Source organism: Nitrospirae bacterium CG2_30_53_67 (assembly GCA_001873285.1).
Classification (GTDB): domain Bacteria; phylum CG2-30-53-67; class CG2-30-53-67; order CG2-30-53-67; family CG2-30-53-67; genus CG2-30-53-67.
In genome coordinates this window covers 1-11585 of record MNYV01000143.1, presented here as the reverse complement: position 1 = coordinate 11585, position 11585 = coordinate 1, and the positions used below count along the sequence as shown (strand labels likewise).

General features: G+C 55.8%; 14 protein-coding genes. 11 read left to right on the top strand and 3 right to left on the bottom strand.

From position 1 onward, the window contains the following. The 9 genes from AUK29_09060 to AUK29_09020 form a co-directional block, all read left to right on the top strand. Positions 1-829: precorrin-6Y C5,15-methyltransferase (decarboxylating) subunit CbiT (locus AUK29_09060; protein ID OIP62175.1), on the top strand; the 829-nt coding region annotated here is incomplete at its 5' end. Between the two features lie 47 nt (positions 830-876). After that, positions 877-1599, top strand: coding sequence for a precorrin-2 C(20)-methyltransferase (locus AUK29_09055; GenBank protein OIP62174.1), 723 nt, complete (start codon positions 877-879; stop codon positions 1597-1599). Positions 1600-1693: 94 nt separating this feature from the next. Next, on the top strand, positions 1694-2482 hold the full coding sequence (locus AUK29_09050; protein ID OIP62173.1) for a precorrin-4 C(11)-methyltransferase: 789 nt from the start codon (positions 1694-1696) through the stop codon (positions 2480-2482). After that, a complete protein-coding gene (locus AUK29_09045; protein OIP62172.1) occupies positions 2472-3545 on the top strand; it encodes a hypothetical protein in 1074 nt (357 codons plus the stop codon). Before AUK29_09050 ends, AUK29_09045 begins: the two co-directional genes overlap by 11 nt. A 26-nt stretch (positions 3546-3571) precedes the next feature. Continuing rightward, positions 3572-4279: a precorrin-3B C(17)-methyltransferase gene (locus AUK29_09040; protein ID OIP62171.1), complete on the top strand. Its 708-nt coding sequence runs from the start codon at positions 3572-3574 to the stop codon at positions 4277-4279. Between the two features lie 94 nt (positions 4280-4373). Then, positions 4374-5858 carry a cobyric acid synthase CobQ gene (locus tag AUK29_09035; protein ID OIP62170.1) on the top strand — a complete coding sequence of 495 codons (1485 nt, stop codon included), beginning with the start codon at positions 4374-4376 and terminating at the stop codon, positions 5856-5858. A gap of 6 nt (positions 5859-5864) precedes the next feature. After that, positions 5865-7052: a hypothetical protein gene (locus tag AUK29_09030; GenBank protein OIP62169.1), complete on the top strand. Its 1188-nt coding sequence runs from the start codon at positions 5865-5867 to the stop codon at positions 7050-7052. Between the two features lie 10 nt (positions 7053-7062). Further along, positions 7063-8016 (top strand): cobalamin biosynthesis protein CobD, encoded by a 954-nt coding sequence (locus tag AUK29_09025; GenBank protein OIP62168.1) that lies wholly within the window; start codon positions 7063-7065, stop codon positions 8014-8016. A 36-nt stretch (positions 8017-8052) separates the two neighbouring features. Continuing rightward, complete coding sequence (locus AUK29_09020; protein ID OIP62167.1) at positions 8053-9135, top strand: threonine-phosphate decarboxylase; 1083 nt, start codon at positions 8053-8055, stop codon at positions 9133-9135. 131 nt (positions 9136-9266) lie between these two features. On the opposite strand, the gene AUK29_09015 is transcribed toward AUK29_09020, so the two are convergent. Beyond that, positions 9267-9719: a hypothetical protein gene (locus tag AUK29_09015; protein ID OIP62166.1), complete on the bottom strand. Its 453-nt coding sequence runs from the start codon at positions 9717-9719 to the stop codon at positions 9267-9269. A gap of 240 nt (positions 9720-9959) precedes the next feature. Between AUK29_09015 and AUK29_09010 the strand changes: the two genes are divergently transcribed. Continuing rightward, complete coding sequence (locus AUK29_09010; protein ID OIP62165.1) at positions 9960-10328, top strand: nucleotide pyrophosphohydrolase; 369 nt, start codon at positions 9960-9962, stop codon at positions 10326-10328. Between the two features lie 73 nt (positions 10329-10401). Then, positions 10402-10680: a hypothetical protein gene (locus AUK29_09005; GenBank protein OIP62164.1), complete on the top strand. Its 279-nt coding sequence runs from the start codon at positions 10402-10404 to the stop codon at positions 10678-10680. Here AUK29_09005 and AUK29_09000 read toward each other — a convergent pair. Beyond that, positions 10677-11000: a hypothetical protein gene (locus tag AUK29_09000; GenBank protein ID OIP62163.1), complete on the bottom strand. Its 324-nt coding sequence runs from the start codon at positions 10998-11000 to the stop codon at positions 10677-10679. The two genes, AUK29_09005 and AUK29_09000, sit on opposite strands and share 4 nt — an antisense overlap. A 48-nt stretch (positions 11001-11048) precedes the next feature. Continuing rightward, entirely contained in the window at positions 11049-11282 is a 234-nt protein-coding gene (locus tag AUK29_08995) for a hypothetical protein (protein OIP62162.1), read from the bottom strand. Positions 11283-11585: the final 303 nt, after the last annotated feature.

Here is an 11585-nt window from a genome sequence, read left to right as displayed (position 1 = left end):
CCATGGACGGGATCTCCTCTCGGTGATTCATACGGTCAGGAGCCGCACCAAGGTGGCCGTGCTCACGGATCCGAAGAACCATCCGTCGCGGATCGCGAGGGCCCTGCTGAAAGCCGGTCTTCCGGACACGACGGTCTATGTCTGCAGCCGGTTGGGAGGACCGGATGAGAAGGTCTGGCAGGGGAACCTCTCTTCACTGACCGGGAAGCGGTTTCCCGATCTGAACGTGATGATTATCCTGAACGACCGGGCCGGGGAGGAGGGATTCGGGATCCCGGATCATGTCTTGGCCCACGACAAGGGGATGATCACCCGGTCCGAGGTCAGGGCCGTGACCCTTGGGAAGCTCAGGATCGGGCCGGGCCATATCCTCTGGGACGTGGGCGCCGGATCCGGTTCGGTCTCGATCGAGGCCGCCAGGCTGGCCCGGGGGGTTACGGTCTATGCCGTGGAGAAGTCGGCCAAGCGGATCTCCATGCTGAAACGGAACATTCTGCGCTTCGGGTCCGGGAATATCCGAGTCGTCCGGGGTGAGGCCCCTTCCGTGCTCAAGGGGCTTGCCGATCCTGACCGGGTCTTCATCGGCGGAAGCGGCGGGCATCTGGAAGAGATCCTCAGGAACGCGGTCCGGAGGCTTTGTCCAGGCGGGAGGATCGTGGTCAATGCCGTGACCCTGGAGACCCTGCACCAGACCGTGGCGTTCCTGAAGAAACGGGGACTCTCTCTTGATGTGGTCTCGGTCCAGATCGGCCGGGGGCACGACCTCAAGGGAAAGGTCATGATGCAGGCGGAAAATCCCGTGTTCATCATCTCGGCCGATGGCTCGTAGAGCGGAAAAGAATAATTTATTATAAATAAAAAATTATATGGAAGAACATGTCTAAACTTCAAAGGACATTTTACGGTATCGGCGTGGGGCCGGGGGATCCGGAACTTCTGACCCTCAAGGGAGCCCGGATCCTTCAGCAGGTGCCGGTCATCTTTTGCCCGGAGGCGAGATCCGATTCGGGGAGCCACGCATTCGAAGTCGTGAAGAAGATTTTAAATCCGGCGTGGCAGAAGGTAGAATTCCTTTCCTTTCCCATGAAGAGGGAACCCGAGGTTTTGGAAAAAGTATGGATGGATGCCGTGGAAAAGATTTATCATGTCCTTTCCAAAGGCAGCGACGCGGCATTTCTTACTCTGGGCGATCCCCTGCTTTACAGCACCTTTGGGTATGTCCTCGGCCGGATGCAGAAGCAGCATCCGGATGTGACCTGCAAGATCATCCCGGGGGTCAGTTCGATCACGGCCTCGGCGGCGGCGGCCCAAGTCCCCCTGGCCCGTACCGGAGGACGTGTCCTGATCCTCCCTGCGACTTACAGAATGGACGAGATCCGTGAGGCGCTGGAGAAGTACGAGACCGTGGTCCTGATCAAGGTCCACCGTGTGCTTGGAGAAGTGATCGAACTTCTCAGGGAGATGGGGATGATGGACCGGGCCGTCCTGGTCTCCCGGTGCGGGACCCCGGAGGAGAAGATTTACCGGGACCTTTCGGCAGTAAATCCTGATCAAGTGGACTACCTTTCCACCTTGATCGTGACATCTCAACACGAATGAAAAACCTATTGCCACAGAGAACACAGAGCTCTGTGGGCTCTGTGGCAGAGAGTTTACCACTGTGTAGTGGGCGAGAGATGAGGGGGATTGACGAATGTCTAAGGTCTATTTTGTGGGGGCCGGGCCCGGAGACCCGGAACTCCTGACCCTGCGGGCCAGGCGGCTGATCTCTGAAGCGGATACCATCCTCTATGCGGGCTCACTCGTCAATCCCGACATCCTGAAATGGGCCAAAGAGGGGGCCAGGATCCAAGACACCGCTAAGATGACCCTCGAAGAGATCATCAAGGCCATGGTGGCCGATGCGCTACAAGGGCGCCAGGTGGTCCGCATCCATTCCGGGGACCCGTCCATCTATGGAGCGATCTTCGAGCAGATGGTGGAACTGGAGAAATACCGGATCTCCTTTGATATGGTGCCCGGGGTGAGTTCATGGTCAGCGGCCGCAGCGGCCCTGCGCCAGGAACTGACTCTTCCCAACATCTCCCAGACCGTGATCCTGACGAGGCGGGGCGGGAGGACGCCGGTCCCTCAGAAAGAGCGCCTTTCCCTGCTCGCAAGCCACAACGCCACCATGGTGATCTTCCTCAGTATGGGGATGATCCGGGAGGTGGTTTCGGAACTCATGGAGCATTACCGAGGGGATACGCCGGCGGCCGTGGTCTATCGAGCCACGTGGCCGGACCAGAAGATCCTCCGGGGGGAACTCTCGGAGATCGCAGGGCAGACGGAGCGGGAGGGGATCAAACGCCAGGCCCTGATCATTGTGGGAGACGTCCTGGATCCGATCCTCCGCTCCATGGAGAGCGCACCCCGGTCCCTGCTCTATGATGAAGACTTTTCACACGGGTACCGGGAGGCCCAGGGAGAAGATGAAAACTGAAGCTGACATAGCCGTATTGTCCGTGACCAGGAACGGCAGGGAGATCGGGAAACGTCTATGCGAAGCACTTCCCGCATGCCATGGTTATACGCTCTCAAACCTTGCAGGGGAAGGTGAGAACCTCATCCCCTTTGATCCGCCGCTTTCGGATCTGGTCGCAAGGATCTGGGGCCGGTACCGCTCGATGATTTTTGTCATGGCCGCCGGGATCGTGGTACGAGTGATTGCTCCCCTGCTTGAGGACAAGCGCACGGATCCGGCGGTCCTGGTCATCGACGAGAAGGGAGAGCATGTCATCAGCCTCGTATCCGGGCATGTCGGTGGAGCCAATGCCCTCTGCAGGAAGGCCGCGCAAGCCATCGGGGCCGATCCCGTGATTACCACGGCCACGGACCTCTCCGGTTTTCCGGCTGTGGAACTCTGGGCCGGGGAGATGGGCCTTGCGGTCGAAAATCCTGAGGCCGTCAAGAAGATCAACGCCTCTCTTGTAAACGGTTTATGTGTGGGGATCTTCAGGGAGGGGGTTCCGTGGATTGGGGATGCGGACGGCTCGTGGGTCTCTTTTGATACCCTGGAGGGGCTTCTTGGTTCGTCATGTGAAGCCCGAATCATCGTCAGCAGCCGGAGGATCAGGCAAGTGGAACAGGACCCCGGGACCCTCATCCTCCGGCCGAGGAACCTGGTCCTGGGGATCGGGTGCAACCGGGGGACCTCCGGGACGGAGATCCATGAGGTGGTTACGGAGCTCCTGAAACGGGAGGGATTTGCCCTGCAGTCCGTGGGGCGGATCGCCACCATCGATGTGAAAAAGGATGAGGCCGGGCTCCTGAATTTTGCGGCGAAGCTCGGCGTTCCTCTGGTCTTCTATACCAGAGATGAACTCAATGCCATGCCGGACGGCTCGGGCCCTTCGGTATGGGCAGAGAAGGAATTGGGGGTAAAAGGGGTATGCGAACAGGCGGCCATGAAAGGCGCAGGCGCGGATTCACTTGTGATTTCGAAGGCCGTATCCGGCAATGTGACGGCGGCGCTGGCCGAGTCAAGGGGCGCCTCTACCTCGTAGGGATCGGACCCGGAGACCTGGACCAGATGACCGGCCGAGCCAGGGAGGTCCTGGACGAGTGCGAGGTGATTGTCGGGTACCGGACCTATCTGCGCCTCCTCTCCAATGCATTTCCCGGGAAAGAGTTCCGGGAATCGGGGATGAGGAGTGAGATCAAACGGTGCGAGGAGGCGGTGCGGGAGACTTTTTTCGGGCGCAGGGTGGCATTGATCTCGAGTGGGGACGCCGGGGTCTACGGTATGGCCGGACCGGCGCTGGAGATGATCCATGACCTGCAACGGGATTATCCGCGGTCCAAGATCTACCTGGAGGTGGTCCCAGGGGTCACGGCCGGGCAGGCCGCGGCGAGCCTTCTGGGCGCGCCTCTTATGAACGATTATGCCGTGATCTCTCTCAGTGATCTGTTAACGGATTGGGAGACCATCCAAAAGAGACTTCATGCCGCAGCCCAAGGTGATTTTGTGATTGTCTTGATCAATCCCAAGAGCAAGGGAAGAACAGAACAAATTGTTGAGGCCCGGAAGATTATTCGAGAGTCAAGAAGCGGGGATGTCCCGGTAGGCCTGGTGCGCTCGGCCCTGCGGGGAGAGAGCAGGATCGTGATCGCAGACCTCGACCATATGCTCGATCACGAGATCGATATGCTGACCACCGTGATCATCGGAAACTCGGACACCAAAAAGTTCGGAGAGGTTTTGGTTACGAGTCGGGGGTATCGGACAGAAGGCAGATGACGGACGACAGAAGACAGATCAATCAGTAGACAGTAGGCGGTAGACAAAAAATCAGGGGACAGAATATAAGGGAAAACCAGTGTGTAAATCCATCATGATCCAGGGGACGGCTTCCCATGTGGGGAAGAGCATTGTGGTGACGGCCCTTTGTCGGATCTTTTCGGACATGGGAGTGAAGGTCGCTCCTTTTAAGGCCCAGAATATGGCCTTGAACTCTTTTATCACCAAAGACGGCAAAGAGATCGGAAGGGCTCAGGCTGTGCAAGCCGAGGCTGCAAGGATCGATCCCTGTGTGGAGATGAACCCGATCCTCTTGAAACCGACCACGGATTTAGGTTCGCAGGTCATTTTTATGGGGAGACCTGTGGGGAACGCAAAGGCACGGGAATATTATGCCATGAAGGAGAGGGCTCTCGATGTCATTCGGGAGGCTTATGAATCCCTCTGTGAGCGGTTCGATCTGATTGTTCTGGAAGGGGCGGGCAGTCCTGCCGAGATCAATCTCGCTGAGCAGGATATTGTTAACATGCGGATGGCCGAATTGGCCGACGCCCCGGTGATCCTGGTTTCTGATATTGACCGGGGCGGGGTTTTTGCTTCTTTGATCGGGACCATGGCCCTGCTGAAGGATCAACAAAGAGAACGGGTCAGAGGGTTTCTCATCAATAAGTTCCGCGGTGATCGGAGTCTTCTCGCTCCGGGGTTGAAGCAAATAGAGGAGCGGACCGGGAAACCCGTGTTCGGTGTGCTCCCTTACATAAGAGATCTCCGTATCGAACAGGAAGACAGTGTGGCCCTGTCGGAGAAAAGGAGCAGAAGCATGGAACCGGATGGTAAGGTCCGTGTCGGGGTGGTCAGACTGCCTCGCCTATCCAACTACACGGACCTGGATCCCCTGGAAGGAGATCCGGGCATGGACGTCATCTATGTCGATGACAAGGAAACCATTCGTGGACTGGATGTGGTGATCATCCCGGGGAGCAAAGATACGATCGGGGATCTCCGATATTTGAAAGAGACGGGTATGGCCCATGCGATCTGTGATTATTCAAATAACGGGGGCCAGGTCATCGGTCTCTGCGGCGGTTTTCAGATGCTCGGTAAGACCATTGAAGATCCTCATGGAGTGGAGAGCGCAAAGAGTGCAGAAGCCGGTCTTGGGCTTCTTCCTGTGGAGACCGTTCTGGCATGGGGAAAAGTTACGGCTCAAGTCCAAGCTGTGTCCATGGATGGTCTCCCGAATCTGACCGGATATGAGATTCATATGGGGAAGAGCATTCGTTTGAATGGATGTTCGGGCATGTTTCGCATCACCAAGAGGAATGGCCGGTCAGTGGATGAGGAGGATGGGGCACAGAGTTCGAAGGGGAATGTCTGGGGGACCTATATCCACGGTATATTCGAAAATGCTCCCATCCGACGGCGGCTTTTGGATTCGATCCGGAAAGACCACCACGCATGCAGCAGCGAACTGACCGATTATCATGAGTTGAAATCCCGTGAGTTTGCTCGTCTGGCCGGCCTCTTCCGGGAGTATGTGGATATGGATGCCATCTTGCAAGCGGCTGGATTGGGATAGTTTGTCATGGCTGATATGAGTTCTGATACGGCGCTTTTCTGGGACGAGTCCTTTCTCTGGGCACTGGTATCCTACAAGAGCCTGCGATGTCTCGGGGCCGGGTTTTCCCTTGTCAGCTCCGAGGAAATAAGGGCCGGAAGGCTTGATGAGTTTAAGGCGCTCTTCGTCCCCGGAGGATGGGCCTCTAACAAAATGAGGGCCTTGGGCAGGGATGGGGCGGAAGGCATAAGGAGATTTGTAGCTTCCGGCGGCTCATACATCGGGATATGCGGTGGCGCCGGACTTGCAACAGCCGAGGGGCTCGGACTTCTGGACATACGGAGAAAGCCTCTGAAGCAGAGGGTACCCAGCCTCTCAGGCCGTATACAGATAAAGACAGAAGGCCATGCCCTCTGGGAGGGCTTGAAAGAGCCCTTATTCACAATCTGGTGGCCATCCCAATTCGTTATAAAGGAGGGCGGAATGAGGACCCTGGCCTCGTTCGAGCAAGCTTCAGACGATGCCTTCAGTTCCGACCTCAACGTCGGAGATATGAAGTCCTGCGGATGGGAGACCATTGAGAAGGCATATGGCATAAACCTGAATCCCGAAAGGATGGAGGGCGACCCGCTTGTGGTCGAAGGTCTCTATGGCAGAGGGAAAGTTTTCGCTTCGCTCCTGCACTTCGATACCCCCGGCGACGAAAACGGGGAGCTGGCGCTCAGGAACCTCTGGAAGCATCTCGGGCTTGCCTTAGGTGTCCCGCGTGTCCTCAAAGATACTCCCCCTGCGGGAGCGCTTTATAACGCTGTGGAGGATCTCTTCAAGTTCGGGAAGCGGAACTTCCTCTGGTTTGAGAGAAGCCCCTTTATACAATGGCGAAGGGGGATAAGGGGTTGGGAATATTACACACTTTTTAGGATGGTCAGGGAACTCGCTGTGCTCTATGGGGAGGGAACTGATGAGCCCGGTGGTCTTGCAGAGGACGTGAGGGATTTTGTATCAAAGGCGGGGAGGCTTCTCAAACTTGAAAGGCAGGTACTCCAGCGAGGGGAGGCGATCACCTTCTCAAAGACCTCCGACAGTGAGATAAAGGCCCTGCGTTCCAGGATGTTCTCGGATCGCAAGAGCTACGGAGGACTCTTCAAGTCGATAATCGACAGAATCGATACGCTGATATTCAAGCGCCTGATAGATGTTCATGCCGGCAATTAGGAATTGAATGATGACGCCTTTGGCTCTGATTGCTGCCTGCTTCCTGGACCTGATCTTCGGCGATCCAGAGGGGTTCCCGCACCCCGTGGTCCTGATGGGGAGGCTCATCGCCGGACTGGAAGGTTTTGCACGAAGCATTACGCATTCATCGCAAGGGAGACGCCTGGCCGGTATCATGATCACACTGTTTCTGGTTTTTCTGTGTTACGGGCTGAGCCTCCTGCTGATACACGGGGCCGCCGGGATTCACCCTGTTCTGGGATGGGGAGTTGCCGTATTTCTGGCCTACACCACTCTGTCTGCAAGAAGCCTGCACCAGGAGGCAGACAGGGTCAAAAGATGTCTGGAACAAGGCCGCATAGAGGAGGCCCGCAGGTTCCTCTCCGGGATCGTAGGGAGAGAGACGCAGGATCTTACGGAGCAGGAGATCATCCGCGCTGCGGTCGAGACTGTGAGCGAGAACACCTCGGATGGGGTCATCGCCCCTCTTTTTTATCTGCTCATCGGAGGGCCGCCCGCGGCCATGGCCTACAAGGCCGTCAGCACGCTGGATTCCATGCTGGGATACAAGCACGAACATTTCCGGGATCTCGGGTGGTTTCCAGCTCGGTTTGATGACTTTGCGAACTTTATTCCAGCCAGGATCACGGGCCTGCTCATGGTACTGGGCTCCCTTTTCTTGAATCTCTCGGCGCCGGGGGCTTTGCGGATCATGCGGCGGGATGGGAGAAAACACGACAGCCCCAATGCGGGGATTCCCGAGGCGGCTGCAGCCGGTGCGCTGGGCGTGCAGCTCGGCGGTACGAATGTCTACATGGGGGCGGCGAGGCCGAAGCTTCATCTCGGCGACCCCAAAAGGCCACTCCACGTGAAGTGTATCCGGGAGGCCGTCTCCCTGATGTATGCGAGCTCTTTGTTAATGATCGCTTTCTCGGTTTTCATCCGGTTCCTTCTTTCTCACTAATATGGCCGGTTGTTTAAAATAGGGGGTGTTGGCATCATGCAGCAAAAACACGGGGGAAATCTCAGAGAGATATCGAGGCGGTACGGTGTCCCGGAGAAGGAGATCCTCGATTTTTCATCGAATATCAATCCCCTGGGTACGCCCAAAACAGCGATCAAGGCCGTCCTGCAGGAGATGGACCGGCTGGTGCAATACCCGGAAACCGATGCGATGACCCTGAGGGAGACTCTATCTTCAAGGGACCGCATCCCGCCTGAGAATATCCTTGCGGGGAACGGGAGCACCGAATTCATCTATCTGATCCCAAGGGTGCTCCGCCCCAAGAGGGCGCTGATCCCCATGCCCTCCTATTCGGACTATGAGAGTGCCCTTTCCTTGGCCGGGTCTGCCGTGGTTCATTTTCCCCTCCGCAAGGAAGAGGCGTTCGCCCTCGATACGGACCGGTTCATCCAGCAGATGCAGAAGGATGTGGACCTGGTCCTGATCTGCAATCCCAACAACCCTACCGGCGGCTTGGTTCCTTGCGGTGAGATGAAAAAGATCCTTTCCGCGTCCGGAGACTCAAAGGTCACCCTTGTGATTGACGAGGCGTTCATGGACTTTGTCCTGGGCGAGTCGTTCCGGTTCCGGGTGACTGAATACGAGAATCTCCTGGTCCTCCGTTCGTTGACCAAGTTTTATGGGATACCGGGTCTCAGATCGGGCGCCTTGTACGGTTCTGAACCTCTCATGGAGAGGATCAGGATCCACCAGGAACCTTGGACGGTCAATCGCCTCTCCCAGGCGGCCGCAATCGCCGCACTCAGCGATGAAGCGTACCGCCAGGCTGCGGTCGCCCTGGTCCGCGAGCAAAGGGATTATCTGATTCATGAACTGGGCGGCATCCCCGGTGTCCGGGTCTTCCCTTCACAAGCAAACTTTCTGCTCATTGAGACCTCCCCTCCCCTCCCCGAACCGGAACGTCTCTTTGAGTCCCTGCTCCGGTCCGGGATCCTGGTGCGCAACTGCGCCTCATTCCCAGGCCTCGGTCCCGTTTTTTTCCGCGTGGCCGTACGGATGCACGAGGAAAACCTCCTCCTGATCCAGGCCATGAAAAAGGCGGTGCGTAAGCTGGCATGATTATTGAATATCCCAAATTTTGATGATTGCATCATCAAAAGTCAAGTTTTTATTGGATGTGGAAAGTATGGGTAAGAGATTCTATGGGAACGGAATCAGTAATTTTCTGCACAGCAGGTTTGGAGATGACGTCACTTTGCTTTGAGCGCAGGCCGGGAGGCCGGCAGCAGCCGTGAGGATCCCTGAAGCCTCCAGGGTTCCCTGTTCGGGGTGATATCCACGGTCCGGATCATGCTTTGCGGGCTGAGGTCAAGCTGGAAAGGATCCTGCGAGGGGAGCCGGTCCTCATCTCCCCGCACCCTGAGGGTGAAGAAGTAGGTGTCGTCTTCCCTGCCCACGTCCATCAGTTCATGTCCTAACATGTTACAGAAATGCTGCATCTCCCAAGGCATCTCGAGATCCGTGCTCCTCAGAATGATCTGCTGGCCGGGGATCATCCGGTCCACCAGGGCCCGTACCACGCAGACCTTGGGAACCATGACCGGGGCTTCCACGTCAACTTCCACGACAGCTCCGGTATCCTTCCTGACGAGTCTGGCTTTTCGGATCAGATATCGCACCAGTTTGCTAAGACTGAACTCCATTTAACGCTCTCTTTTCGGACGGGCACTCCCGTCGTTGTCTTTTACCGGATGCATGTCGAATATGAAGAATCGTACACCCTCAGCGCTCTTATCGTCAATCCGGCTGAAAAACTTTAAATCATATATTCAGGTTAGCATGGTTTTTATTTTGCGTAAAGGCCGCCGTTATGATAGCCTGCGTGAGACCGGTCATAAGTGGATGAAAAAACAGGCTTTTACTGAAATGATGAGGAGATCGGGATGAAAGATCTGGCGCAGAAAATCCAGCAGTTTGTCGAGGAGAGAGACTGGGATCGTTTCCATTCTCCCAAGAATCTTGCCATGGCCCTGTCGGTTGAGGCTGCTGAGGTTGTAGAACATTTCCAGTGGCTCACTGAGGCTGAGAGTATGGAACTCCCCGATGAGAAGCGAGCCGAGATCCGGGATGAATTAGGGGATGTTTTGATCTATCTCGTTCAACTTTCGAGGAAACTCGGCATTGATCTGGTAGATGCCGCCCATCGGAAGGTGGACAAGAATGCCCTGAAATATCCCAAGGAACGTGTCCGGGGGAAAGCGCTGAAATATTCGGAATACAAGGAGAGTTTTCCGGACCGGCATGAGAGGTGAACCCTTCCTCCACTGTTTGATTCGAAATTTCACCGGCCTGTGATATAATGAAATCACTCAGGGAGGAATGTATATGGATATCACTCAGATCATGAACTATGCTGTGAACTATTACCACGCCAATCAACCCTATGTCATCGTTGTAGCCGTGCTCCTTGTTTTTATTTTTTACCGGAGCCCCAAACTCGGGTTCGGCGTTCTGTTGGTTGCCGTGATCCTGGCAGGTGTATTTTATTTTATATCGGATCTATCATCCATGGGGGCATCCAGCCGGCAGAAATTGATGGATTCTTCTATGAAAGGACCAACCGGGGATGACGCTGCGGCAACACCGGAAGGAAGCGATCGTTAAAGATATTTCAGCCCGACCCGGAAAACCGGTTCTTTGGGATCGGGCTGGATGCTCCAGACCACAACCCCCTCAGGTTTGAGCCGGAAATCCTGGATGGTGGGGTCTGGATTTTTGAAGATCAGCCTGAGCCTTGTCCCGATCGGGAGCTTCTCCATAGCTTCAAAACGGATTCCTTTTTCGCTGTGATCCACAACCTTGCCGTCCTTGATCTGATATCCGGAAGGATCGTCCTTCAGGGTGTACTGGAAAGAGAAATTCACAGGTTTCCGGATCTTATTGCGATATTCCACCGGATTTCCCTCCCTGTTAATGGCCGTCAAAAGAAAAGCAGGTCACGGCCGGGCAAACCATTTTCCATGCACTCTCCATTACCGGCACCGCCGGTGACGGGTATCGACCTTCAGTGCCCAGTGCCCCTCTCTTTTTTCGATGGCCGTCTCATATCCCGCGAGGCTCGCCAGGATGTTGATCTTCTTTGCCGAACTCTCCCGGTCCACCAGAACTTCAATGAAGTCGCTCAGGAGACAGGCCTCCTGGGTGATCAATGTTCTTAGCCTTTCGTAGGGAACGGATTCATCCTCTCCCCTGCCGTCGATCAGCAATTCCGGATCTCCTTTTTACACCGTTATTCCAGCGCTTTATGGCGGGGTTTACACATCTTTTTGAGCAAGCCGTCCTGGCGTGTTCTGTCACCGTTTCGGGAGGAAGTTAAAAAATATGGTTCTTCTCCCATTTAGTGGGTAAAAAGGGTTCGAGGATTCCAGGGTTCAAGGGGTCAAGTGAAATACTTAAACGCAAGCAAAATCTCCAGAGAAAAACACTGGAATCCTTGAACCCTATGACCCTCGGCCCCTTATGTTTTTAGCACTTCACTTGACCCCTGGAATCCTTGACCCCTTGACCCA